The following is a 24,440-nucleotide window of genomic DNA, read 5'->3' on the forward strand; positions in this document are numbered from 1 at the left end:
GCGCCTACAAGTCTCGACCGCGTAATGTTAAGTTCTGTTAGCGCCTGCCCACAATTCGAAGCGCCGCGCCTCAGCCAGTCCAGCCCAACTCACGGATGGCACGACCGTCGTTCCAAATCTTCGTCATGTGCCGGATCTTCTCGCCACCGAAGTCCATCACATAAACGTAGTCCGTATCCGTGTGCTTGCCAGTCGGCGGCATCGGGCCACCCTCTCCGGTATGGCTGCCGTGAAAAGTCGCGAAAGCCACGACGTTGTGCCGGGCTTCATCGGCGGCGAAGGATTTCAGAGTGTAGCGACCGTCCGGCATGAAGCCGAGCAGGCCCTTCATCCACTCCGTGTAGGCCTGAAGGGTTCGGACATCGCCCAGCGCGTCGGCTTGGCATGCAAAGCTTGCATCTGGGTGACAGTAGGCGGCGCATCCCTGCCATCCTCCACCGAACTCGCAAGTCTCGAAGAAAGCCTGTGCGGTTTGCGTGATGGACGCCATCTGCTTATTCCCTCTTGTGCTCCGGGCAGGGCAGGTTCGCGACCCCAGTTCTGGCAGCAGCTTATCCGAGGGAAGCAGGCCGCATCTATAAGGAAATGGTCCGCTTTGCTCCCGAGGATGTGGCCGACCGCGGCCACTCCAGTTAAGTCTTCCGCGAGCACGTCTGGAACCTCGGCGCGCAGCCCGCAATCCCGCCCAAGATGAACGAAGCTCCAAGCACCTGCCCCGCCTGGATCTACAACAACCGCAACCGCGGCGAGCCCCTTTGGGCGACGCTGAAGGAGTGGCGCACTGTCGCGACACGCGATGAGAAGACCGCCTCATCCTTCCTTCGTGTTCTCCAGCTTACCACCACACTCGATTGGATCGGGCATTAGGGCTGTGTAGAGTTGCCCACGGAAAAAGCGGGAGGAGCTCCGTGGCTGCTGCGGTGATCGACTTCTGGTTCACGATGGGGAGCACCTACACAGGCCTCACGGTAGCCCGATACGAGGTAGCCGTCGGTGAGATCCCGGTCCGTCTCCGCCCATTCAAGAACGTCGGCGCCCTGACTGGGACAATGTCGCGCCCTTTTACCGAGGGTACGGCGAAGATGCGCTACATGTACCGTGACATCGAACGCCGCGCCGTGGCACGAGGGCTTCCGCTTCGAATGCCATTCGCCTATCCGGCGCCAGACCCGGTTCGGGCAAACAGAGTGGCGCTCGTCGGAGTGCGGGAGGGGTGGGGCGCCTCTTACCTGCGCGCAGCCTACCGCCTCTGGTTTACCGAGGGCATTGGCAACGGCGGCGAAGAGAATCTCTGGCGATCCCTGGCCGACGCTGGGCAGGAAGGTGAGATCGACCGCATCCTCGCGCTTGCCGACAGCCCTGAGGTAACCCTTGAGCTTGACGCTGCGACCGAAGAGGCCCGGAACATCGGCATCTTCGGAGCGCCGACCTTCGTGGTGGCCGACGAAATTTTCTGGGGCGATGATCACCTGGAGGACGCCATCGCCTGGTCCCGGCAAACCAAGGCGTAAGTCACTAACCTTCAGCCGCTAACAAGGCCTAGCCCGACCGGGCGGACCACGCTGCTTCGGGATTAGGTCGAGGTCGAAGAGGTGCGAGTAAGGTCCTCGCAAGCTAGAGCGAGGGCCTTCGCTGAGGCCTCTTGTGTCTCGTGGCGGATCTCGGCGGCCCTATAGTCAGCCTGCAACCGTGACTGCGCACCACCGTGCAGACGGATCGTCTCAGCTCGGTTAGGCCCGCAGCCGGTTGTTGCCTCCAGCATGCACTTTGGGTTCAACACTTCGGCCAGGAGGGGAGCAATGTCCTGGAGGACGTGGCCGGTTTCCTCGGTGTAAGCCGAGCGGAGCGCCGTCTCAGGGTCGGCCCCATCCATCGACAGCCGCACGTAGCGCCCAGTCACGTGGTGAGCCTCGCGGAAGGGTAGGCCGTAGCTGGTGCTCAGGAGGTCAGCAACCGCGGTGGCAGTGGCGAAGTTCGCGCTCACCAGATCTCGCATTCTGGCCTTCTTCGGGGTGGCGCATTCCACTACGACAGAGGCCGCCGGCAGCATTGCCCGGAGTTCTTCCAGCGCCTCCCAGAGCCAACGGCCGGCCTCGACCGTGACCTCCTGGCTGTGGCCGAAGGGAACGGCGCGAAGGGCGGTGATGCCGGTCACCATGGCGCCGAGGAGAGCCGCCGGACGTGCTTTGAGGTTCTCCAGGACTGTCAGATTCTTTTTCTGCGGCATGATGGATGAGGTGCTCGCGACCCGATCCGGGAACTCCAGCATGCCGAATTCGTAGGTCGACCAGAGATAGAAGTCCTGGCTCATGCGGCCGATAGTCATCGACAGCTGTGTCCCGACACTTGCCAGTTCGATCACCGCGTCAGGGTTGCCGACGGCATCCAAGGGGTGTGGCTGGGCTCGTGAAAAGCCCAGAAGCCCGGCGACCCGTTCGCGATTAATCGGGAGCCGGGTTCCGGCAAATGCCCCTGCGCCAAGAGGGCATTCATCCATGCGTTTCAAGGCGTCCTCAATACGGTTAGCGTCGCGCGCCAACGCAGCCTCTACTCCGAGTAGATACCAGCCGAAGGTCATCGGCTGGGCGTGCTGCAGGTGGGTGTAGCCTGGCATGATGGTGTCCACCTCCGCGCGAACCCTCTGGAGCAAGGTTTGCCGCAGATCCAGGCAGGTGCGCAGGATCGCCTCGCCCAACTCGCGGGCTCGCAAACGATCCTGGGTGGATTTCAAATCATTCCTGGACCGCGCCACATGAAGGCGCCCGGCCTCGGGGCCGGCACGGCGGGTCAGCTCCGCCTCGTAGTTGAACCAGGGATCCTCGCGCTCAGGGTCGAGCTCGAAGGCGGCCGGTCCCTCGGCTTCGAGTGCCGCGATATGCAACAGCAGCCGGCCGGCGATCGCCGGCTCAATTAGCCCCTGCTCGACCAGCATGACGAGGTGGGCTCGGTTGATCATCGGGAACCAGCGCACGGCATCGGCGAAGGTCCGCTTCAGTCGTGGACCGACGATGCCGTCGATGATGCCTTGCGCCAACGGCTCCTGGAGGAAGCCGCTCACCTTCGACGAGCCTCGCGCCGCTTCGGTTGCCTGAGCCTGGTCGTGCTGGCCAGATGTCATCCGCGCTTCCCTCATTTCACACCGGGGTCACTGTCCTGGGTGGGCATCTGCACTGGGTGGCAGGCAGCGAAATCCCCCACCTCCCACCCACCGCGCTCACGGTCATCCGGCTTCGGCAGCCCGCCGCGGAAGACATCTCATTGAAGCTGAATATTTCCTGCGCGAATGACCTGCCCCCAGCTCTCGATCTCACGCTCAAGGAAGCGAGTGAACTCTGCCGGGGAGAGGTCGACCGGCAAGCCGCCCTGGCTCATCACGCGCTCGCGCTCCGCCGGCATGGCGGCGAGGCGCCGAATTTCCTGATTGAGCCGCTCCACAATGGGAGCAGGCGTACCTGCCGGCGCGATGACGGCGGACCAGGTGCTCGTCTCAAAGCTGGGCGCGCCCTGCTCGGCGATGGTGGGAACGTCCGGAAAGCCGGAAAGGCGCTGCGCCGCGCTGACGCCGAGTGCCCGCAACGCGCCCTGCCTAATTTGCGGCGTCGATGAGGTGCCGCTGTCAAAAAGCAGGTCGCAATGGCCGGCAATCGTGTCGGTCAGGGCCGGAGCGCTGCCACGATGGGGAATGTGCTCCATTTTCAAATTGAACGACCGGAGAAAGATCTCCGCCGAGAGATGCGAGGGCGAAGCCACACCGATCGAGCAGTAGTTCAGCTGGCCAGCGCGCTGCCGGGCCAGATCGACGAGGCCGCTGAGGCTGCGGGCTGGCGAGGATGGCGGCACCACCGCGAACAAGGGAGTCACGGAGGGCAGGGCAACGTGCGCAAAGGACCTTACGGGATCGTAGGGCGGGTTCGGCATCATCTGCGGCAGGATGGTCATCGGCCCACTCGCGGTCATGGCGATGGTGTAGCCATCCGGCGCGGCGCGGGCGATCGCCTCGGTCCCGACCACCCCAGATCCGCCGCTGCGGTTCTCGACCGGAACAGGCTGCCCGAGCACGGTCTGCAGATGGGCCGCCACGACGCGGGCCAGAGCGTCCGTCCCACCGCCGGGCGGGAAGGGGACGATCATGCGGATGGGCCGATCAGGCCAGGTCCCCTGGGCTTGGGCTGCTCCGGTCATACCGGCGGCGAGGACAAGCGACGCGGCAAGCGCGCCCACAATCTTGCGGTTCATCGTCACCCACTCCTTCAAGGAAGCTTCCGTCGCCTGGCTTTATCCCGATCCGCCCGGTTGGCCCGGGTCGATGCCGATTACCGGCTTCCGGCCACGCCCTCGATCGGCGAGGGCTCCGGATTATTGGTGGAGGCGGGCGCTCGGTGCCCGCACGCCCCCACCGACAATGCGTGGCGGCTAGGAGCGGCCTGCCGCGGCCGTGACCACGATCTCAAGCAGGGCTCCCGGGCCAAGCTCATTGACCCCCACCGTCGCGCGGGTGGGCAGGTCATCGGCGCCGAACCAAGCGGTCCAGGCCGCGTTCATTGCGTCCTTCTGGGACATGTCCGTGACGTAGATCGTGGCCGCGAGGAGCCGGGTCCGGTCGCTGCCGTTTTCCTGCAGCAGTTGGCCGACCTTCTCCAGGATGTCCTGCGTCTGCCCCGCCATATCCTTGGAGCGGTCATCCGCGACGATGCCCCCGAAATAGAGCACGCCTCCATGCTCGACGACGCGGTGCATGATGGGGGTGCGGGTGTGTCGTCTGATCATGGGGTGGATCCTCTCATTGCGATGATGCTGGCGGCGGGCGAGCTGAGCACGGTCACTCCGCCTCGGCGGGCAGACCGGCCATTTCGCCCACTGTCAGTGGTTTGAAGGGCGCCCGCGGCCGAAGAGCGCCGGCTTCCGCGATGGAAATACCGCGCTCCTGCGCGATCAGCGCTGCCACGGTGGTGCCGCACATGCGCCCCTGACAAGGTCCCATGCCGGCGCGGAGGTAGGCCTTGGCTTGGTTCGGGCCCGTCGCACCCAGCTTCGCGGCATGGCGGACCTGTCCCGCGTTGATCTCCTCGCAGCGGCAGACGATGGTCGCATCGTCGCTCGGCGCCAGCACCTCCGGCGCGGGGGCGTAGAGGCGGTCCAGGAACGGCCGCAGCGCGAGAGCCGCTGCCAGGGTCTGGCGGTGAGGCGCGGCTCGGCGTGTGGCTTCGTCTTCCGGAAGCCGACCCAGTCGCCACGCGGCGTCGATCGCGGCAATCCGCCCCGTGGCCGCTGCTGCCTCCCAGCCGCCGATCCCGCCACCATCGCCGGCTACGGCGACCAGCCCGTGGCTTGTGGCACCCCATTCGTCCAGCACGGGCCGCCAGCAGAGCTGCCCCTCGTCCCAACGATGCTCCAGCCCGAGGGCGCGGGTGACATGGGTGGTGGGGATGACGCCCTCATGCAGCAGCAGCATATCGCAGGCGGTCTCGCCGCCGGCCCAGCGCACGCGCTGCACGCGCCCGTCGCCTTCGGCGCGCAGATCCCGCACGCTACGCACCACGCGCAAGCCTCGCCGCCGCGCCTCCCGGACCAAGCCGACACCCTTGGTCAGCAAGCGGCGGCCGGTCCACAGGCCGCCAGCCCGGAAGGCGTCCCACAGCGCGCCCTTGCCGCCGGTCTCCAGCATCGTTATTGGCCCGGCGCCGGCGCGGAGGAGCTGGACGGCAAGAAGCCAGGTCAGCGGTCCTTGCCCGGCCAGCACCAACGGCCCGCCCGGCACAGCGCCCGCCGTCTTCAGCAAGATCTGGGCGGCGCCCGCGCCCATCACGCCCGGCAGGGTCCAGCCGGGGATCGGAACAGGCCGCTCCTGCGCGCCGGTGGCGAGAAGGACGCGGGAGGCGGCAATCTCCTCGGACCGGCGATCCCGCAGGACGGAGATCACTCCCGCCTCGAGGTCGACATGCCACAGGGTCGTGCGCGGACTGTACTCGATCCCTCCGCCAGCCCCGAGCGCCGCGCGAAAGCCGCGGGCGAGCGCGCCGCCGGCATCCAGGAACTCTCCGGCGAGTGCCGGGTCTCCGGCGGCGGATTCCACCGAGCGAAAGACCTGGCCACCCGGAGCGAGCTGCTCGTCCACCACCAGCACGGATACGCCGAGCGAGGCAGCCTCGACCGCCGCTGCCATGCCCGCCGGCCCAGCGCCCACGATCGCCAAGTCGTAGCGCCTCATACCTCAGCCTCCAGGCGGGCATGTCGCGCGCCCCGCTGCGGCGCAATCCGCATTCCCGGAGCCACCGGCACCATGCAGGCTTGGCGGTTTGCCACCCCGTCGATCTCGGCAAGGCAGTCAAAGCAGATGCCCATCATGCAGTAGGGCAGGCGAGGGGAGCCCTTCACGGGCGTCTCCCGGATGGCGGGCAGGCCGGCCAACAGCACCGCCGCGGCCGCGGACGCGCCCTCCGGCAGGAGGACGGGAAGGCCTTCCACGAAGACCTCCACCGTGGCTGGACGGGCTTCAGGCCGCTGAACGAACATCGTGGAAGCGCCTCGCGCTGAAGGGGGCCAGGTCCGGCGCCAGCGCGCCGGTGATGATCATCGGGGCGAGGATGTCGGCATGCGCCCCCGCGAGGGTGACGCCAGAATGACAGTTGGCGGTAAAGGCACCCGGGAAGCGGCTGGACTCGTCGTAGATTGGCAGCCCGTCCGGGGCCATGACGCGCAGCGCCGACCAAGCGCGCACGATGTTGAGCTCCGCGATCCAGGGAAAGGTGAGCACGGCCCGCCGCGCCATGCTTTGCATGATCTCCGGCGTCTGACTAACGCTGTCGAAGCCTGCCTCCTCCTTGCTGTCACCGATCATCAGCGAGCCCTCGTCGGTCTGGCGGATGCTGGTGGTCGGTATGGGCAGGAGCTGGCGGGCCCGCTCCGTCACGAGGATCTGGCCACGCTGGGGGCGTACCGGCGTCTCCAGCCCGAACAAAGGCGCGAGCGCCGCGTTGCCGAGCCCGGCGGCGAGGACGATACGTGGGGCGCGGTGCGTCTCGCCTTCGGCCTCTACCGCGAAGTCGCGCGGAGCGGCCTTGCCCTGCGAAACACCGGCATTGGGGCGGTAGATGCCGCCGGCCTCAGTGAACGCCGAATGCAGGGACCGCATCAGGAAAAGTGGGCTCGCATGCCCGTCATAGGGCGTCCAGCTTGCCCCGACGACGGCCGGCCCGATGCCTGGGAGCATGGCGGCCGTTTCCGCGTGGTCTAGCATGCGGTACTCGAGGCCGAGGTTCCCTGCCTCGCGCTGGAGCCGCTCCATATAGGCGATGCGCTGCTCGAACTCCTCGCCAGAGAGGCAGATGTGCAGCCCGCCCGGCTGATGCAGCCCGAGGTTCAGCCCGGTCCGCCCTTCCAGCTCCGCTGCCAAGCCTGGCCAAGCATCGGCCGAGCCACGCGTCCAGCGCTGGTAGTGAGGGGCGCCCAGACCCTTCGATTGCACCCAGACCAGGCCGAAGTTGCCCCGGCTGGCCCGGTGCGCCACGTCACCCTCGTCGAGCAGCAGGGTGGACAGCCCGCGCTTCTGCAAGCCGTAGGCGATGGCGGTGCCGACCAAGCCCCCGCCAACCACGATGGTGTCGTAGGTCACGGTCATGTCCGGTATTCCCGCAGGCATCGGCTATGCCCGACGCGAGGGCAGGGGGACGGCCGGCCTCCCTTGGCGGTCGGGAGAGGGCGATACAGGGCTGGCGATGAGATCCGCATTTCCTCTTCTCCCCAGGGCAGGACAGCCCTGCCTGCGCTGACCGGCGTCTTTATGACAGTTGGAGACTGGCACCGTTGTCATCGGCGCCGCAAATTCATATTCCTCCCGGTTCCATTCTCTGGAGTAGCGAAGTGACCCCGCGACGCCTGCATCAGCTGGAGGCTTTCCGCGCCGTGATGCATGGGGGATCGGTGACGCGGGCGGCCGAAATCCTGTCTCTCTCGCAACCGGCTGTGACAAAGCTCCTGCGGGCCCTCGAGGAGGAAACAGGCGTTGTGCTGTTCGACCGCAGCCGGCGCCGCCTGCTGGCCACGCATGAGGCGCATCTCCTCGAGGCGGAGGTCGCGCGCTTTTTTGCCGCGGCCAAGCGCGTGGATCGCCTCGCCAACGACATGCGCTTCGTCGGGATGGGGGAATTGCGCGTGGCCGCAAACCCGTCCTTCGGCAACTCGATCGTGCCTCGCCTGCTCGCGCAGTTTGCAAGCCGAGAGGGCGGCACGCATGTATCACTCAGCGTCGTGAGCTCCATGGAGGTGCATGACCTCGTTCAGACAGGCCAAGCTGATCTCGGATTTGCTCTGCCCCTTGGAGGCGGCGCCGCACTGGACGCCGCACCGACCCTTCGCCTGCCGGGGGTTCTCGTCTTGCCTCTCCGGCATCCCTTAGCCCGCAAGCAGGTCGTGGAGCTCAAGGATCTTGAGAGCGAGCCCTACATTTCGCTCGGGCGGCAGTACCGGCTTCGCGATGTGGTGGACGACTTATTCGAGCAGCACGGCATCGCGCCGACCCGCGTGGCTGAGACGCAGAATGGCGCGGCTGCCTGTCAAATGGTGGCCGAAGGCCTGGGGTTTACGGTCTGCAGTGCTGCATCTGCGATGGGATTCATGCGACAGACGGCAGTACGGAGGCTGCGTCCTACGACCGAGTTCCCGGTTCATGTTCTCGGGCCACCGGGTCGACGGCTCTCGGTCACCGCCTCTCGATTCCAGGAGTTTGTGCAAGAAATCGCTACTGCCCTGATCGACAGATGGAGCTAACTCGAAACCGGGGCTAGGGGAAAATCCCCGTGCCAAGCCGCCTTCCACAAGCGGCTTGGCATTACAGTTGCAGTGCATCTGACGTTCTCGACGTCGCCTCGCCCTATGGGAGTTCTCGGCACGGTTGTTCAGGTACCGACTGGTCTGATGCTGCACATGGGCAAGATCTTCCGTGCGCGACACCATAGCTGCGCAGCCCATCTGTGAGACATTGGTGCATGGGTCGTCCGGTTGGTCATCCTCGGGTAGGCTGGCGTGAGGGCAGACCCTCGATTGCTGATGGGGCGCCCGCCATGCCGTACAAGGCCAATGCCGATCGCCGGCACCGCATCCCAAAGCAGCGGCACCGGGTGACGAACTGGCCCTCTTACGGGGCGGGTCTGCACGCCCGCGGCAGCCTTACCGCGTGGTTCACGGAGGAGGCATTAAGGCGTGGGGTGCAGAGCCTCACACTGGTCGTGGTGGTCAGCCCCGCTACTCCGCTTTGGCAATCAGCACGGCGCTGACCCCACGTGCGGTGTTCCGCCTGGCGCTGCGCCAGACGGAAGGCCTTATCGCCTCCATCATCGCCCTGCTCGGGCTCGACCTCGCCGTGCCCGACCACAGCACGATCAGCCGCCGGGCCGAGACGCTGGAGGTGCCGCGTCCGCGCCATGGACGCGAGCCCGTGCACCTGCTGGTGGACAGCACGAGGTTGAAGCTCTGCGGCCCCGGCGAGTGGCTCGTGGTGAAGCACGGCTCGAGGACGCGGCGCGGGTGGCGCAAGCTCCATCTTGCCACCAACGCTAACACCGGGCGGATTGTCGCGTCGGCGCTGACCGACAAGGATACCGATGACGGCTCGCAGGTCGGGCCTCTGCTTGATCAGGTCGGCGGGCCGGTGGCGTCCGTCACCGGTGACGGGGCCTACGACCGGGACGACGTCTACGCCGGGGTTGCCGCACGATACCCAGCAGCCGGCGTCATCGTCCCGGCATCGTCAACTTGCCGGCGTCGGGGCGACGAGGCTGACAGAACAGCAGCGGATTAAAGGCGATCAAGCCTGCGCGGCGACCCGCTGATTTGAGACCACACGTCGTACGCTCGCGCCCTTGCAGCGCGGTACTCCCTGGCAGTGACGGACTCGCGGCGAAGATGAAAGAGGTTGTTGATTCCGTCGTGGGCGGAGAGGAAGCGCTGCGCCTGGCCCGCTGACTTGAAACGTTTCATCTGCCGCTCTCGTCGTCGCGTCGGCTGATGTGAGTTCTCGGCCCGGTTGTTCAGCACCTTGTGCTGGCGGTGCTCGACGGAGGGCATCACCTCCTTCTTCGCGGCGCCGTAGCTGGCCAGCTTGTCGGTGATCATGACCCGCGGTGGCCGCATCTGCCGCTTCAGCAGCTTTCTGAGTAGCCGCCTAGCAGCTTGCTTATCCCGGCGGCTCTGGACCAGCACATCGAGCACCATCCCGGCTTGGTCAACGGCACGCCAAAGCCAGTGCGTCACGCCGTTAATCTTGAGGACGACCTCATCCAGGTGCCACTTGTCACCTGCGCGGGGCAACCGGCGGCGGATCCCGTTGGCAAAAGCCTGGCCGAACTTGCGACCCCATTGCCGCAGTGTTTCGTGGCTAACCACGATGCCGCGGAACGCCAGCATCTCCTCGACCATCCGCAAGCTGAGCGGAAAACGGAAGTAGAGCCATACGGCTTGGCTGATGATCTCGGCCGGGAAGCGGTAACCGGCGAAGCTGGGGCAGGCGGCGGGGGTAGTCATCCCAGCCGACTACCCGGTGGTGGGCCGATCGGGCAAGCTGGGGGCCAGCCAACTTGACTATGCCGTACAAACCGTCCGACCGAGCAGCCATCGTAGAGGGTGCACTCGGTCACTGTTCTACTCGCTTCCTCGAATGGCCTTACTGAAGGAATCCAATCCAGCGGCCGGCCAGCACCACGGCGGCCCATATGAGGAGCGACACAGCAGCTGAGGCACGCAAAGAGCCATGCACCGCCCCGCCGGTGAGCGCGACCTGCCATTCGGGATTCGTGTGGACGACGGCAACGTTCAACATGGCAAGCCCAATCAGCCCGAGCTTCAAGAGAAAGGCTGGGTTCTCGGCGTAGGTGAGCGGCCGGGTGCTGAAGAGAAGGAAGCCGGTGGCCGCAGCAAGCACAAGACCGCAGGCGGCGACCCGCATCAAGGGTCCTGCGAGCGCGCCCAGCGGGCTGCCGCGGAACAATCCAAGGATGCGCAGGTCCAGGACAGCGATGCCGCCGAAGAGCAGAGCAAGTGCAAGAATGTGAGCGGCGTTGACCAGCGGGTAAGCGATGGCCGAGCGCGAGAGAGCCAGTGCGACCGGCCAGGCGGCCAGACCCTGAAGAAGCTCGAGCAGGGTGAGCCTCAGCTCCGGATGCGCTCGGGGTAGATGTCGTAGGTCCGTTCACGCACCTGCAGGCGCACAGCCTTCATCCGGCGCTCACTACGGTCCCGGGCGCGGTTGCCAAGGGCCTGGACCGTGTCACCGGCCTTGGCCGAGTTCCCGTCGAAGCCGGCCCTTGCGGTCTGGTTAGGGTTTCCGAGTTCCACCAGCCAGAGACCGTCGCCGGGAACATCGACGCGGAGAGTGGGATGGGGCTGACCGACATAGACCTCGCGGATAGTCCCACGGAGTTCCTGCTGCTCGTCCTCCGCCCAGGACCAGCCGTGATGCGCGGCGGCGCCCGTCAGACGGCCGGCCATGCCAAGGATGACCAAGACGCCAGCGGTTCCTAGCACGCGCCTGGATACTTTGCCTGTCACGGGAGCCTCCACCCATTGCTTACCGTCCACCAAGTAGCACGGCCAGCGCAGCGTCGTGGAGAACTACTGCCCCGCCCCAATGGGGGAGTAGGCCTGGGCGGTGACCTCACGACCCGCCTGATGCGGAGCGCAATCAGCCCTCAGCCCGGCAGGGCGGCGCCAATTCTGCTTGAGCCCCGGAATGCGGGACAAGGCGGCATCGGCTAAGATCTGCCCGAGGGGGTCCGCCCCGGAGGTGCCTGCTACCGGCCAGGCGAGCCGACGTAGCAGCGCGAGCATCACCGCCGCCCCCGAGCGCATGCGTGGATCGCCACCACCTGCCGCAGCAGCGACAGTCCGCGCAGCCCTGCCAGAACGCTGTCCGACGCCGGCGAGGGGCTGATTGGCACCACCACTCCGCCCTCTAGCGCCGCCCGATTCCCCGCTGAGCCAGCGGCTCGGCCGGTTGCTGGCGCAGTGCTGCCCGCAGCAGCGGCATGTTAGGGGCGCCGACGATTGCCTCGCGCTTGGGCGAGATCCGGCACCCGCTTCAGCTGCTCCTGCCAGGCGCGCCAGCGTCCGGGCGGTCGCGACCGAACTCTCGTCGCGCGAAGCAGCGTGCGGCGGGGCGGTGATGGATTCGACATAAGCCAGGTAGGGCCGACATTCTACCGACGCTGTGCCTGGCCCTCCCTCCTGGCCGCGCAGACCGAGATCGCCGAGGATCGTTCGTCAGGCAGCTTCCCTGCTCCAGTTCGGCGAGGCCGCGACGGATTGCCACGTTGCCTGCCCGCGATCGAGCCACGCATCGATGGCGGCCGTGATCAGTGGAAGACAGCTTTGCTCCCCCCAGCGGCCATCCGCACAGGACGGGTGGGAAGGCAGAAAGAACCAGTGGCGTGTGCTGCTCTTGTTCGAGTGGATGGCCACATCGCGATAACTGTAGCGGCTTCCGCCCCGGTCTCCATCCTCACTGAGCACAACAAGCTCGGCTTGCTGCAGGGGCGTGGTCAGCACGCAACTCTCCTGGAATTGGGAGAAGAGCTCAGTTCCACGACCAAGAAACCGCATGAACTTCTCCAGGGCAGACAGCACCAGCAGAGATCACGGAATTGTGAGTTTCTACTGGGTTGGTCGCCCGAAAGGAAGACGTTCGCGTGCTGAGCGTTCTATGTGATCCAAGATCTCTCAAGAGCCGGCAGACAGGCGACCAAGCGGCTTGGCCCTAAGCCACCTAGACGATATGGGCCCGGGCGGCGCGGGAGGGCAAAGTAGTCAAGAGAGGGCTGACCCTCTGAAATACGCCCATCAAAAAAAGTTGAAATCGCTAGGATAATGGTTGTACTTTGCGTCCTGCCGCACGGAATGCGCGTGTTTCTCGCCTGCAATCCCTGCTCAACAGAGATTAAGGTTCGGCCCGTGATCGAGATGTTCCACGAGTTCACCTTCGAGGCTGCGCACAAGACAACACCCGACACGCCGCTCCATGGACACACCTTCAAGGTCAAGGTCGTCCTGACTGGTGAGCCGCATCCGGTTTTCGGTTGGTCCCATGATCTTCTTGAGGTCGAGCCGGTGATTGCCAGCCTGCGCGCCCGCCTGGACCACAGCTATCTGAATGACATCGAAGGTCTCGAGATCCCGACCCTGGAGAACGTGGCCGGCTGGGTTTGTCGCCGCCTGGACGAAGAGATCCATGGCATCGATCGCATTGAGGTGCGCCGTGGCCTCGAGGGCGCTGCCGAGGGCGTGGTGTTCCGCAACCGGCACTGACCACCCTTGCCGTTGCCAGTAGGCGATCTGAGTCCCCTGGCTTCTACGCTTCTTCGTCATCAGAGGAGTTCTTCTGTGAGCATTGCACTCCGGCGTCTGCAATCGCGCGCCAGCGCCGCCAACGAGGCACTGGACCAGCCCCTGTCCCCCGGTGAGCGGGAGACGATGATCTGTGCGGCCGCCGAGAAGGTAGAGGAGCTGCTTGAAATCCTCCGTGTTGATCATCGGAATGATCCAAACACCCGCGGCACGCCGCGGCGGGTGGCCAAGATGTTCGTCGAGGAGCTGATGCGTGGCCGCGCCGTCGCGCCGCCCGAGCTGACGGACTTCGAGAACCGTCTCGTCTACCAGGGCATGATTGTGACTGGCCCGATCGAGGTCCGCTCAACCTGCGCACATCACCTTCTGCCTATACGCGGGGAAGCCTACATCGGCGTGCTGCCCTCCGCCGAAGGGAAGGTGCTCGGGCTCTCCAAGTACGATCGGGTTGTCGATCACTTCGCCTCACGCCTGCAGACGCAGGAGGAACTCGTCCGGCAGATCGGCGATTTCCTGTGGGAGAACACGAAGCCCCATGGCCTCGCGGTTCGCATCAGTGCGGCCCACATGTGCCGGATGCAACGTGGTGTTCGTGCGGCAAATGGCCGGATGGTGACCAGCGCCTATTTCGGAGCTTTCTCGGAAGCGCCGGCGCTCAAGGATGAGTTCCTCCGTGAGTGCGCTTTGATCGATAACCCGGCGCGCTGAGCCCACTCAGACGGACTCCGAAGGGATCCCACCGTGACGAACCCAATGGTGGGGAGGCGCGCTTTGCCTGCCTTGATTGGTACCGCCGGGGTCACGACGACGGGTCCTGCGCGGGCTCAGGCCCAGGCGCCGCGGCGCGCCTCATCTCTTCCGCATCCTACGCAGTCGCCGCTTCTGACGATTAGCGGAAAGATCCAGGCGACGAATGGGGACGGTGTGGCAAAGTTCGACCGCCCCATGCTTAACACTATGGGTTCAGCGACGATCGTCACCAGTACCCCTTGGCATGACGGCCCAGTTCGCTTCGACGGCGTTCCCATGGCAGCTCTGATGGAGGCCGTCAGGCCAACTGGTGACACGGTAACCGCCTTTGCACTCAACGATTACTCGGTCGACCTCCCGTTGTCGGACTTCACGCGCTTCGGCGTGTTGCTGGCCACCCACAAGGACGGCGCACCGATGCGGGTCCGCGATCAAGGGCCACTCTTCATCATCTATCCCTTTGACTCCGCCCTCGAACTCCGAACGAGGCTCTACTACGATCGCTCCGCTTGGTCGGTTGTGCAGCTCATCATCCGCTGACTGCTGCACCGAAGCCTGACCTGGAAGTGCGCTCCCACGAGTGGACAGGGCACGAACTATCTACCAGCTGGACTTGCAATGATGTAGATAGCAACAGCACTTCCATCAAGTGCAGGCTTGCTCAACGCAAAAGGACAGGGCCTTGTCGAAGAAGTTCCTCACCGATGTCATCCAGCAGTCCTCGGAGATGACGGGCGTCGCTTCTGCGCAGCTCGCCGCGGACCTGATTGCTGCCATCAAGGAGGAAATCGTGGAGAACGGCCGCTTCTCCCTTCCGGACTTCGGCACCTTCACCGTGCGCGAGACGGCCAAGCGCTCGGCACTGAACCCGCGCACGGGCGAGAAGGTTCAGGTCAAGGCCGGCGCAACCGTGAGGTTCAAGGCCAGCCCCGCGCTCAAGGAGGCGGCCTTCGCGGGCGCCAAGAAGGCCAAGCGCAAAGCGGCCAAGAGCAAGGCGAGCTGAGGGTTCACCTGCCGCTCACGCCGAGGGCACACGCCTGCCGCTCGCCGGTTGATTTTGGAGGTTCGCTGTGCCGTCCGCTCCGCTACCGTCCGATGAGGCCGAGCGCCTCGTCGCCCTTCGCTCGCTCGACCTGCTCGACACCCCGGCAAGCGAGGTCTTCAACAGCTTCGTGCGCGTCGCGAGCCGGCTCTTTGCCGTGCCTCTGGCCGCGATCTCCCTCGTGGATGCGGAGCGCCAGTGGTTCAAGGCAACCGTCGGGCTGCCGATGAACGAGACGTCGCGGGATGCGTCCTTCTCCGCCTACGTGATCCTCCAGCCGGATGAGGTACTCTGGGTTCCGGATGCCCGGCTGGATCCTCGTTTCTGCGACAATCCCAACGTCCTCGGCGCCAGCAGGATCCGCTTCTACGCTGGAGTCTCCCTGATCGGGGAAGACGGCCACGCGGTCGGCACGCTCAGCATCGCTGACCAAAAGTCACGACTCCTGAACGAGGACGAGATCGCCTCGCTGCGGGATCTCGCGACCGGCGTCTCGGCCGCGATCCGGCTGCACGGCATGATGCGGCGCCTGGAGCAGGATGCGCGGTCCGATCCCTTGACCAGCCTGGGCAACAGGCGTGAGTTCGAGACGTCGCTCAAGCCGTTTGGCAGCGAAAGCGTCGCCCTCTTCCTCCTCGACCTCGATGGCTTCAAGGGCATCAACGACGTCTTCGGCCACCCCGGCGGCGACCTCGCCCTGCAGGAGGTCGGCAGGCGACTTCAGGCGGCGATCCGGTCCGGTGACTGCGCTTTCCGCCTGGGTGGCGACGAGTTCGCCCTGATCTGCCCGGGCATGGCGACCGCCGAGGCTCGCTTCTCCCTGGCCGAGCGCATCCACGCCGCTATGGCCGACACCTTCATGATCGACGGCCAGACCGTGCCCCTGCGCACCTCGATCGGTATTGCCGTGCTTCCCGACCACGCAGGAAGCCCTCAGGAGCTCGTTCATCTCGCGGACGTTGCGCTCTACGACGCCAAGCGCGCCGGCCGCGGCACCACCCGACAAGCTGGCCACCTACCGGACCAGTCCGGCGAGGGGCCAAGCAGCGAACCGGGGTTGTCCGTCCACGGGAGCGGCTCGGGGATCGGCCTGATAAGCCTGGCGGACAGGCTGCGCCGGGCACTCGTGCCGGTTGGCTCGGAGCCCTTCACCCTCGTCTTCCAGCCAGTGGTCGCCCTCAGCACGCAGCGAACCTCGTCGCTGGAAGCCCTGGTGCGGTGGGACCTCGGACCGGACGGCTCCATTTCCGCCAGCGAGTTCGTGACACTGGCCGAGCGCCTGGGCCTGATCGCTCACCTGGATCGATGGGTGCTGGCGGCTGCCTGCAAGGCCGCGGCAGGCTGGCCCGAGCCGTGGCTGGTCTCCATCAATGTCTCGGCCCTCTCGTTCGGGTTGGTCGACGTCGTTGCCATGGTCGAGGACGCCCTCGCGACGAGCGGGCTACCCGCGGCCCGGCTCGTCATCGAGATGACCGAGACCGCTTTTGGGGGGGACGTCAGCCGCGCCAGGGAGGCGGTCGAGGGCATTCGCGCCCTCGGCGCCCGGATCTCGCTCGACGACTTCGGCGCCGGGCACGGCTCACTCTCGACCCTGCGTCAGCTTCCCTTCACCGGCATGAAGATCGATCGATCCCTGGTCGCGAACATCGGCACTGACCCTACTGCGGCGCACATGGTTCGCCTCATCGCCGACTTCGGTTGCGCACTCGACGTCAGGGTGGTGGCGGAGGGTGTTGAGACGGTGGAGCAGCTCTGCGCCGTCGCGGAGTGCGGCGTGTCACTGGTCCAAGGCTACCTGCTCGCGAAGCCAGCCGTTGTGGGCGATGTTGTGCAGGCTGTACGCGACGCCGAGCGGATCGTGACGGTATCGCTCGGTGGCCGCATTCCACCCGAGCGGCTGACTGGCGTGCCTCAAGTAATGCGCAGCAGGGTCACTTAGACGGAATGGGCAGGTTGATCTCGAGAACCGGGCTTTTTAGGCATTAGCAGCTTCACGCCTTACTATCATCTCCTCGCCGGCTAGGCCGGGGGTTCTGTTGCGGCGTTGCGGGGCCACCCTGAGCAGGTACGAACCTCGGCATGGCGAGACGCCGGAAAGCGGTCTTGGGGAGCCCGGATTAGTCCTCCAAAGTTCGGCAGTTCACCGCCGAGGATCCTCTGGGCGGTCCGCTGATGCCTCATGTTCCCGGTCAGCTACCGCAATCTCGAACTGATGCTTCAGGACCGCGGCGTGGAAGTCGCACATACCATCCTCTTCCGCTGGGTCCAGGCTTACGCGCCGGAGATCGATAAGCGCATCCGGCCGCATCTGCGGCCGAGCAACGGCTCGTGGAGGGTCGACGAGACCTGTGTGCGGGTGAAGGGCCGCTGGATGTACCTGTACCGGGCGGTCGACAGCCGCGGCCAGACGATCGACTTCCTGCTCTCGGTCAAGCGGGACGCCGAGGTTGCAAAGCGCATCCTTCGCAACGCGCTCGGGCAGCCGCACACGGTGAACCCACGCACCATCACGGTGGACAAGAACCTGGCCTACCCGTGTGCGATCGAGCAGCTGAAGGAGGACGGCGAGCTGTGGCGCTTTTCTTGCTCCCGTCAATCCAGCTTCTCAATAACATCGTGGAACAAGACCATCGGCACGTGAAACGCCTCGTCAAAGCGGGGCTCGGCTTCGGCAATTTCCATACGGCTCGATGAACACTGCCAGACTACGAGGTGATGGCGATGGTGATGAGGGGGCAGCTACGAAAGACCAACGTGCATGACCTGCGGGCCCAAGCCACCTTCGTCGCCGAGCTGTTTCAGGTTACTGCCTGATCCGCCTGCTATCCAGACGAACTGCGGGCCGCTTCAATTTCTACAACACAATCTTCGTCTCCAGCTTTACATTTCGGCTAGTTTTGCGAATTCCTCCTCAAGTTGAAGCTGGGCCTGATCAGGCTCGATGAAACCTGCGTCGACCGCTCCATTGCGCCATCCATGCCAGTACGACGTGGTCATGTCCTTCTCGCCCACGACGCCAGCCATACCATCCATGTAACCGATGAGGATCTCTGCTTCATCCAGACTTCGAAAGTCCGTGACGCTTCGAACGGCCTTAAACATCGCCTCTATCCTCACCGCGCCGGTCTGCACAACCAAATGTAGCTACCATGATGTGGCCTTCGCACGCGGGGTAGATCTTGTATGAGTAGCCGCAACCATGTCCTTCAAATTTGATTAAGCCAGTTTTGTGCTGATTCGACCTCTGCACTCGATCTCTGCAAACTTTCATTACGGCTGCGGCGACAGAAGCGCTCAGAGCGCTCTCGAAACAAGATGCTGATGCTTCGACTTGGCAGGATGGCTACCTTCCTTCTGGGACAGAGACCCAGACAGGAGACTTTAGATGCTTCATCAAAACGACCAAGGTGCTGTATCGACCGGCCAGCCGCTGACGATGGTAAGTCCAGCGCAGACTGAACTTGTTCAGCCGAACGCGCCGCCAAAGCGTCGAGTCGTACCAGGCACATCAGCGAGAGGTGCGTCATACATTGCGCGGGCTGCCGTTTCGGCGAAGGTTCGGGACGATGCGTACCGCTTACGGTACCGTAGCTACCTGGCTGGCGGGTTCATCAGCGAGCACCCATCGGGCCAATTTCATGACCATTACGACGAGATGGTAAATGCAGACACCGTCGTGCTCTATGACGACGAGGTTCCAGTTGCCTCGGTTCGCGTCTGTCGGCTTGAACTCGGGTCGAACTACACTTCGCCTGCCATGGATACATTCCCGACCGAGGTCCTGGCGCTCTTGAATGGTCGCCCCAACGATGCTTTCCATGGGCGGGCTATTGAAGTGACGCGTCTCGTTCGCAGCCCTGAGGCCGAGAATAACCAGGGGCTGGTTTTCCTACTCTATCGCATTGCCGGTTACATCGCCCTTTGCCACCACACTCAGATCTTTCTGGCCTGCGTCAGATCGAACCACGCTCCGTTCTACAAGCGCCTTGGCTATTCGAACGCCTCTGAGCCGCGGCCTTATCCTGGCCTTACCTGCCAGATGCAACTCATGGCGAGTGACCGGCAGCGCTATGATCAGGTTCGCACGAAGGTGCCGATGATTGACCCGATGACAGACGCCACAAAGAACTTGGAGGCGTTCTACAAGGGAGGGGAGGTAAGGCTGTTCCTGAGCCGCTGAGTCGGCGAGGCCGCTTTCATCCAGGAGTGGCCTCAGTCCACTCCAATCCTCGTTGGTTAGCTATACGCCACAGCAATTCGACGGGATTGCAGTTCCGCGCGCACGCGTAACGTGGTAGCCAACCTGTCGAGCCTACGCGGGATATCCATCTTGCACTCCAGTAGTCGTCTGGTCTGTCTGTTTGCCACTACTTGTCTGATCGCCGTTGGCGCAGCAGCACGTCCGAGCCTCTCTCAAGGGGTTTCGGACGGGGAAACGCCATTCTTCGTTCGGCTGGGCTATGGGGTGGCATCCTACCGGACCACGGGCCGAGCCGCTGTGGCTGGGCAGGCTCAGGAAGGGGCTCGCGTGGCGCTCGGCGATGTTTCCTTCGCAGCAGCAGAACTGGGTTGGCGTTTCGCACCAGACTGGAGTGTGTCGGTCCTTGGTGGGCTGCCTCCGACGGTCGCACTCTATGGTCGCGGCGACTTTGCAGGCCAAGGGCTGCTGCGGAAGGTGACCTACGGCGCGGTAATGGCCGGGGTACAATATCATCCTTTCACTCTCGGCCGGTTCGAGCCGTTCTTGGGAGCTGGATTAAACTACACGGCGATCTTCAGGACGCGAGCGGGCGCGTTGTCCGAATTGCGTGTTGCGGACAACGCTGGACCTTACGTGCAGGTCGGTGGCCAGTTACACTTTACGAGCAGCCTTTCGGCTTTCGTAGATGTCCGTAAAACATGGCTGTCCTTTGACTCCAAAGGCGTGGCTGCTGGCGCTCCAATCCGAGTAAGCATCGATCCCGACCCAGTATCCGCAACACTCGGCCTTTCGTACAGGTTTTGAAGGCGGATGGGTCCACCATTCAGGCCAGATATTCGATCCTTGTGGTGGGTGGTGACGGCGAGGGACGACCAAGCAAATATCCTTGCGCAAAACGGATGCCATTTTCATTGAGCCATTCCACTTGGCTGGGCTCCTCGACGCCCTCGGCAACCACGTAGATGTTCAAATCCATCGCTAGACGGGCGATCATTCGGTAGATCACGGCAACTTTCCTCTCCGGTAGCTTCCGGGTGAAAGCAGCGTCGATCTTGATGCCGCTCACTTCCACCTCATGCAGGTAGGTGAGGGATGAGTAACCCGTACCGAAGTCGTCCAAGATAAGCTTCACGCCGAGTTTCCGGATCGCGTCAAGCTGGCCCATAGTTCGCTCATCGTGGTCGAGGAGGACGCTTTCGGTGATTTCAATGGCGAGACGTTCGGGTGGTAGCCCGCTGTCTTTAAGTACCTGTACAAGGATCCGCGGGAAATTGCCCGAACGTAATTGGCGCGGCGACAGATTGACGTTGACCTGAATCAGCGCTGGCCACTGGGCAGCATCGTGGCAGGCGAGTTGGAGGATTAACCGGCCGAGTTCCTCCATTAAATCAGACTTTTCCGCGGTTTTGATAAAGTCGCTCGGCGGGATGGTGCCTCGAGTTGGGTGATTCCAGCGAACCAACGCCTCTGCTGAAACAATGCGTTGAGACTTAAGATCGACAATCGGCTGATAGAGGAGACCGATCTGGCCTGCGCTGATTGCTTCGCTCAACTCGGCTTCCCGACTGATCAGGCTGTGATGCTCTTCCTCGATCCATCGATCGAACAAGCAGGCTCTGCCCTTACCCTCCTCCTTGGCTTTGTAGAGTGCAAGATCGGCCAGCATCATCAGCCGCTGTGGGTCACGCGCATCCTTAGGGCAAGTGCTGATACCAATGCTCGCCCCTGGACGGATGGTGACGCCGTCTGACTCGAAATTTTCGCAAAGACGAAGGGCTAGCCTCTGAGCGATTGTTAAGCCTTCCTCTCCATCGACTCCAGCAATGAGTACCGCGAACTCGTCGCCGCCCAGCCGCGCAGCAGTATCCTGCGGGCGGATCGCCTGATGTATCCGACCGGCGACATTCTGGAGGAGCCTATCACCAGCCTGGTGCCCATAGGTGTCGTTGACTCCTTTGAAGTTATCGAGATCAATCATGGCAAGAGCGAAGGAGCGCTTCTCGGCGCAGAGTGTCTCGACGCCTTCCACGAAGGAGCGGCGGTTGAGCAACCCAGTCAGGCTGTCGTGGCTGGCCAGGAAGATCGCCTTCTCACTGGCCTCATGGCCGGACGTCACATCACGGCCGATGCCACGAAAACCCGAGATGCCGCCGTCTTCGTCAAAGATCGGATGGCCTGTCAAGCGGAACCAGCGCGTTCCATGCGCGTCTTCGCAATGGACCAGCAATTCGCGAAATGCTTGGCGCTCTCTAAAGTAGTCAGCCAAGTCCTGGTGGACCCGATCTTCCGCTCCCCTATTTTGGGATGAAGTCGAAATTAGCTTGGGCAGCATCTTCCCATTCGCAATCATCGGCGTCAGCCCGAGGGCATCAGCCATCCGCGCCGTGGCCTTTCTTACCCGCCCGTCGCGATCGGTTTGCCAAAGCCAATCGGGAGAGCCCTCCTCATACTCGCGCAAGAACACGTTGACCGTCTCAATCTCCCGCTGCAAAGCGGCGCGAGCCTCAGAGCGACCGCTGAAAGTAATATTGGTAAAAATGATGCCGAGCGTGGCGTAGGCACAGAAAGATATGAAAGCTGTTGCTGAGAAGATATCGGCGTGGGGCATGGCAAAGCCGACGCCGTAAATTGAGAGCAAAGCACTGGGAATGAAAAAGCCGAAAGCAACGGCCATGGGAACGCTGATGATAGGTGTTGAAACGACACCTGCGGCAAGACCGAGCAATAGAACAGTTTGATCCGGCCGGCCGTTTATTGCGAATAAGGTGATAGTTGTTCCCCAGGCGAATCCTAAGCAAGTATAGAGAAGCTGGGCGCGTTTAAGAAATCGGTAGTCATCCTTATTCCGATGCCAACGCAGGGCTGCTCCGATTATCGCTCCATAAAGCAGAACAACAGCCGCAACCATCATCATCATGACCGGCTCGCCGGACACTCCGAAGGCCAGGGAGTTAATAATTACATTGACAACGCCGGCGGCGGAGAAAAGCAGGCAGAGCAGAAATAGAAGGTTGCACTGATCACGCATAACCGCCGCTTCTTGTTCACTCCTGGGCATACGGACGATAAATGCTTCCCGGATCGTGCGGAAAATGCGCCCAGTCCAGACAACAAGCTTACGCATGCTGGTAGGCTCCATCAGAGCACACGCGGCAAGATTAAGCCGGTTTTATCCCGATACCGCGCATACTCCGCGGCCAAGTCTGAGCTGGCGAAATGCTCCTCCTCCTCATGAGCCGTTTTATAATACCAGGCAATTAGAAGGATGGCAGGAATCCACTGGATCGGACCGCCCGCCAGGGCGGTAGCAAGCCAGCCAAGACTGTACGCAAGGTAAAAAGGATGTCTGACATACGCGTAAGGACCGTCCGCGTAAATCATAGTTGGAACGTTGTTGGTATGAGCGATCGCGGGCGGCCGCGCCTTTGTCGCGCGGATGGTCCACCAGAACAGCAGGCCACTCGCCAGGAACAGTGCTATCGCAGCGATGCCCTTGCCGAAATCAACGCCGAAGAAGGAAATGAGTACGACAAAGAGTAGGAATGCTGCGGTGCTGCATGCGGAGAGCTTGCGCATCCTTGAGGGCATTCCACCCTCAATCCGGAAATGGTGCTTCAAGGCCCAAGCGAATGAACAAAAAGTAATAAAACCGACGGTTGTTGTAGCAGCTGTCAACATTGGACGTCCGTCATGAAATCTGGCTCCTCGACGTAGGGGCTACACACCTTCAACTATTACGCGAAATTCAGTGGCGCGCACGCCAGGTGCAGCTTGCACAGCCGGAATTTTGTGCACATTCCGTTGTGGAGACATCTTACTGTGTTGCCAAAACGAGCCACGCCCAGGCTCCTGCCCGCATCTCAGCCCCGTCGCACTGCAACGGCGTCCTCGCGAGAAGCGGCGCGTCTACCCTACATGTGTCAGGAGGTCGCTGCGCTCGAACTCAAATCGAACCGCTCTGAGGTTGAGCCAGTTTTCGGAATGCCGGCACCGAATTGAAGCTGATGCTGTGCCTGGTCGAACTACGGCGCATGTCAGTAGTTGCTAGTGGAAGGCGTCCTTCAGCTTCACCCAAGCCATGCCATCATTCTCTGTGATGAACTTCGCGCCGGTCGCAATGCTATGCGTGCTTACAAGAACGGCCAGCAGCTGAGGGTCACACCCCCAAGTGCCAGCCGTCCCATCCAAGCCACCATTCGGAAGCCTGGGTAGCGGCAGTGGTTACAATGACGGAACGGCCCAAACCACGAAAATTGTGCAGGACAATGGTCGGCGACGAACCCGAAAAAACCAAGCGTCGGGAACCATGCATTCCCGCCTTGTGGCGCCTCGAAAGCCCTGAACCAACGGGTCGCTCGTCACAGGCACCATAGCGTTTGCTGCGCCGCAGCATATTCAGTTGTTCGCAAGGCCCACTAGGGTCAGGACCCGTTAATTAGGGGTGGCGCTTGCATCAGGCGTAGGGTGGGAGGCCTTCGATCCCGGCGTGGCGTAGTTTCAACGACTGCATTCTCGACCGAAAAGCAGCCGCTCTCTGGCAAGACCAGAACCTTGGCTCGTGGTAGGAAAACGAAGCCCACCCGGCTTGGTGCAGCGAAGCCCAGTGCATACTGACCGTCTTCGGTGCTCGGACCGCCCTTTTGTGGCAGGTGGAGGTCCTGCAGCCTCCGACTTAAGCTGGCATATCCGTCGATGTACTCATGGATGATGCAGACGCCCGAGAAGTGATCGTCATTGTACTCCGCAAGTCGGATTACTCTCGGCTCGCTGGAGTTCAGAGCGCCTAGTACAGAAGTTTGGAGCCGCTGAAGCGCTTCGGTATCGGCGGGCCGAAGGCGTTTTTCGCGCGTGAGATTATCAAGAAGCAGCGCTACGAAGACACAGATGCAGAAGATTGTGCCTGCCCGACGCAAGAGCAAAGCTGGGCTAGGTGGCTGATCAGAGCCTGCTCGCTCGTTGTGCATTCAGGACAAAACTATCACCCGCCAGTGGCCCACGCCATAGCTAGGGTCAGGCCTCATTGATCCAGAAGAGTACGGTGGCTGCGAGGCAGATGGCGGACATGAAGGTGTGGGCGCATCGGTCGTAGCGCATGGCGATGCGGCGCCAGTCCTT

25 protein-coding genes and 2 pseudogenes are annotated in these 24,440 nt (G+C 63.2%); 13 read left to right on the plus strand and 14 right to left on the minus strand.

The window, feature by feature from the left end; genetic code table 11:
- Positions 1 to 70: 70 nt before the first annotated feature.
- On the minus strand, positions 71 to 490 hold the full coding sequence (locus D9599_RS27400) for an ester cyclase (RefSeq protein WP_198384469.1): 420 nt from the start codon (positions 488 to 490) through the stop codon (positions 71 to 73).
- 161 nt (positions 491 to 651) lie between these two features.
- On the opposite strand from D9599_RS27400, the pseudogene D9599_RS27405 reads away from it, so the two are divergent.
- Positions 652 to 867 (plus strand): annotated as a pseudogene (locus D9599_RS27405) (transposase); the annotation flags it as partial.
- A 41-nt stretch (positions 868 to 908) separates the two neighbouring features.
- Complete coding sequence (locus D9599_RS27410; RefSeq protein ID WP_198384470.1) at positions 909 to 1,511, plus strand: 2-hydroxychromene-2-carboxylate isomerase; 603 nt, start codon at positions 909 to 911, stop codon at positions 1,509 to 1,511.
- A 62-nt stretch (positions 1,512 to 1,573) separates the two neighbouring features.
- Here the strand turns inward: D9599_RS27410 and argH are convergent, their stop codons facing one another.
- The 6 genes from argH to D9599_RS27440 all read right to left on the minus strand — a co-directional run bounded on the left by argH (position 1,574) and on the right by D9599_RS27440 (position 7,618).
- The gene (gene argH, locus D9599_RS27415; RefSeq protein WP_198384471.1) at positions 1,574 to 3,118 is read right to left on the minus strand and encodes an argininosuccinate lyase; all 1,545 of its coding nucleotides are present in this window, start codon (positions 3,116 to 3,118) and stop codon (positions 1,574 to 1,576) included.
- 137 nt (positions 3,119 to 3,255) lie between these two features.
- Entirely contained in the window at positions 3,256 to 4,080 is an 825-nt protein-coding gene (locus D9599_RS27420) for a tripartite tricarboxylate transporter substrate binding protein (protein WP_198384472.1), read from the minus strand.
- 333 nt (positions 4,081 to 4,413) lie between these two features.
- Positions 4,414 to 4,767, minus strand: coding sequence for a RidA family protein (locus D9599_RS27425; RefSeq protein ID WP_198384473.1), 354 nt, complete (start codon positions 4,765 to 4,767; stop codon positions 4,414 to 4,416).
- Between the two features lie 52 nt (positions 4,768 to 4,819).
- Positions 4,820 to 6,208: an NAD(P)/FAD-dependent oxidoreductase gene (locus tag D9599_RS27430; protein WP_198384474.1), complete on the minus strand. Its 1,389-nt coding sequence runs from the start codon at positions 6,206 to 6,208 to the stop codon at positions 4,820 to 4,822.
- The gene (locus D9599_RS27435; RefSeq protein WP_198384475.1) at positions 6,205 to 6,513 is read right to left on the minus strand and encodes a (2Fe-2S)-binding protein; all 309 of its coding nucleotides are present in this window, start codon (positions 6,511 to 6,513) and stop codon (positions 6,205 to 6,207) included. Before D9599_RS27435 ends, D9599_RS27430 begins: the two co-directional genes overlap by 4 nt.
- Positions 6,494 to 7,618 (minus strand): FAD-binding oxidoreductase, encoded by a 1,125-nt coding sequence (locus D9599_RS27440; RefSeq protein ID WP_198384476.1) that lies wholly within the window; start codon positions 7,616 to 7,618, stop codon positions 6,494 to 6,496. Before D9599_RS27440 ends, D9599_RS27435 begins: the two co-directional genes overlap by 20 nt.
- Before the next feature lie 242 nt (positions 7,619 to 7,860).
- Between D9599_RS27440 and D9599_RS27445 the strand changes: the two genes are divergently transcribed.
- The gene (locus D9599_RS27445; protein ID WP_198384477.1) at positions 7,861 to 8,766 is read left to right on the plus strand and encodes a LysR substrate-binding domain-containing protein; all 906 of its coding nucleotides are present in this window, start codon (positions 7,861 to 7,863) and stop codon (positions 8,764 to 8,766) included.
- Positions 8,767 to 9,250: 484 nt separating this feature from the next.
- Positions 9,251 to 9,796 carry an IS5 family transposase gene (locus D9599_RS27450; protein WP_232480990.1) on the plus strand — a complete coding sequence of 182 codons (546 nt, stop codon included), beginning with the start codon at positions 9,251 to 9,253 and terminating at the stop codon, positions 9,794 to 9,796.
- Here D9599_RS27450 and D9599_RS27455 read toward each other — a convergent pair.
- On the minus strand, positions 9,793 to 10,518 hold the full coding sequence (locus D9599_RS27455) for an IS6 family transposase (protein ID WP_198384479.1): 726 nt from the start codon (positions 10,516 to 10,518) through the stop codon (positions 9,793 to 9,795). The two genes, D9599_RS27450 and D9599_RS27455, sit on opposite strands and share 4 nt — an antisense overlap.
- A 226-nt stretch (positions 10,519 to 10,744) precedes the next feature.
- On the opposite strand from D9599_RS27455, the gene D9599_RS27460 reads away from it, so the two are divergent.
- Positions 10,745 to 11,167 carry a hypothetical protein gene (locus tag D9599_RS27460; RefSeq protein WP_198384480.1) on the plus strand — a complete coding sequence of 141 codons (423 nt, stop codon included), beginning with the start codon at positions 10,745 to 10,747 and terminating at the stop codon, positions 11,165 to 11,167.
- Here the strand turns inward: D9599_RS27460 and D9599_RS27465 are convergent.
- Positions 11,143 to 11,496 carry a DUF6152 family protein gene (locus tag D9599_RS27465; protein WP_232480991.1) on the minus strand — a complete coding sequence of 118 codons (354 nt, stop codon included), beginning with the start codon at positions 11,494 to 11,496 and terminating at the stop codon, positions 11,143 to 11,145. The two genes, D9599_RS27460 and D9599_RS27465, sit on opposite strands and share 25 nt — an antisense overlap.
- A 756-nt stretch (positions 11,497 to 12,252) precedes the next feature.
- On the minus strand, positions 12,253 to 12,537 hold the full coding sequence (locus D9599_RS27470; RefSeq protein ID WP_198384481.1) for a hypothetical protein: 285 nt from the start codon (positions 12,535 to 12,537) through the stop codon (positions 12,253 to 12,255).
- 411 nt (positions 12,538 to 12,948) lie between these two features.
- Between D9599_RS27470 and D9599_RS27475 the strand changes: the two genes are divergently transcribed.
- The 6 genes from D9599_RS27475 to D9599_RS27500 all read left to right on the plus strand — a co-directional run bounded on the left by D9599_RS27475 (position 12,949) and on the right by D9599_RS27500 (position 17,765).
- Positions 12,949 to 13,293, plus strand: coding sequence for a 6-carboxytetrahydropterin synthase (locus tag D9599_RS27475; RefSeq protein ID WP_232480998.1), 345 nt, complete (start codon positions 12,949 to 12,951; stop codon positions 13,291 to 13,293).
- A 75-nt stretch (positions 13,294 to 13,368) separates the two neighbouring features.
- On the plus strand, positions 13,369 to 14,040 hold the full coding sequence (gene folE / locus D9599_RS27480; protein ID WP_198384483.1) for a GTP cyclohydrolase I: 672 nt from the start codon (positions 13,369 to 13,371) through the stop codon (positions 14,038 to 14,040).
- Positions 14,041 to 14,073: 33 nt separating this feature from the next.
- A complete protein-coding gene (locus D9599_RS27485; RefSeq protein WP_198384484.1) occupies positions 14,074 to 14,622 on the plus strand; it encodes a molybdopterin-dependent oxidoreductase in 549 nt (182 codons plus the stop codon).
- A 142-nt stretch (positions 14,623 to 14,764) separates the two neighbouring features.
- The gene (locus D9599_RS27490; protein WP_198384485.1) at positions 14,765 to 15,085 is read left to right on the plus strand and encodes an HU family DNA-binding protein; all 321 of its coding nucleotides are present in this window, start codon (positions 14,765 to 14,767) and stop codon (positions 15,083 to 15,085) included.
- Between the two features lie 67 nt (positions 15,086 to 15,152).
- Entirely contained in the window at positions 15,153 to 17,063 is a 1,911-nt protein-coding gene (locus tag D9599_RS27495) for a bifunctional diguanylate cyclase/phosphodiesterase (protein WP_198384486.1), read from the plus strand.
- Between the two features lie 240 nt (positions 17,064 to 17,303).
- Positions 17,304 to 17,765 (plus strand): IS6 family transposase, encoded by a 462-nt coding sequence (locus tag D9599_RS27500; protein WP_375373085.1) that lies wholly within the window; start codon positions 17,304 to 17,306, stop codon positions 17,763 to 17,765.
- Positions 17,766 to 18,004: 239 nt separating this feature from the next.
- On the opposite strand, the gene D9599_RS27505 is transcribed toward D9599_RS27500, so the two are convergent.
- On the minus strand, positions 18,005 to 18,226 hold the full coding sequence (locus D9599_RS27505) for a hypothetical protein (protein WP_198384487.1): 222 nt from the start codon (positions 18,224 to 18,226) through the stop codon (positions 18,005 to 18,007).
- Between the two features lie 283 nt (positions 18,227 to 18,509).
- Here D9599_RS27505 and D9599_RS27510 point away from each other — a divergent pair, with 283 nt between their 5' ends.
- Both D9599_RS27510 and D9599_RS27515 read left to right on the plus strand, forming a co-directional pair.
- Complete coding sequence (locus D9599_RS27510) at positions 18,510 to 19,304, plus strand: N-acyl amino acid synthase FeeM domain-containing protein (RefSeq protein ID WP_232480993.1); 795 nt, start codon at positions 18,510 to 18,512, stop codon at positions 19,302 to 19,304.
- A 318-nt stretch (positions 19,305 to 19,622) separates the two neighbouring features.
- Positions 19,623 to 20,129: an OmpW family outer membrane protein gene (locus D9599_RS27515; protein WP_309228731.1), complete on the plus strand. Its 507-nt coding sequence runs from the start codon at positions 19,623 to 19,625 to the stop codon at positions 20,127 to 20,129.
- A gap of 19 nt (positions 20,130 to 20,148) precedes the next feature.
- On the opposite strand, the gene D9599_RS27520 is transcribed toward D9599_RS27515, so the two are convergent.
- From D9599_RS27520 to D9599_RS27530, 3 genes and pseudogenes are all read right to left on the minus strand, one after another.
- A complete protein-coding gene (locus D9599_RS27520) occupies positions 20,149 to 22,449 on the minus strand; it encodes a bifunctional diguanylate cyclase/phosphodiesterase (RefSeq protein ID WP_198384489.1) in 2,301 nt (766 codons plus the stop codon).
- A gap of 14 nt (positions 22,450 to 22,463) precedes the next feature.
- On the minus strand, positions 22,464 to 22,901 hold the full coding sequence (locus D9599_RS27525) for an isoprenylcysteine carboxylmethyltransferase family protein (protein WP_198384490.1): 438 nt from the start codon (positions 22,899 to 22,901) through the stop codon (positions 22,464 to 22,466).
- Between the two features lie 1,434 nt (positions 22,902 to 24,335).
- Positions 24,336 to 24,440, minus strand: a pseudogene (locus D9599_RS27530) (IS5/IS1182 family transposase); the annotation flags it as partial.

It is taken from the genome of Roseomonas sp. KE2513, assembly GCF_016107305.1.
In the GTDB taxonomy this organism is placed as follows: Bacteria; Pseudomonadota; Alphaproteobacteria; order Acetobacterales; family Acetobacteraceae; genus Roseomonas.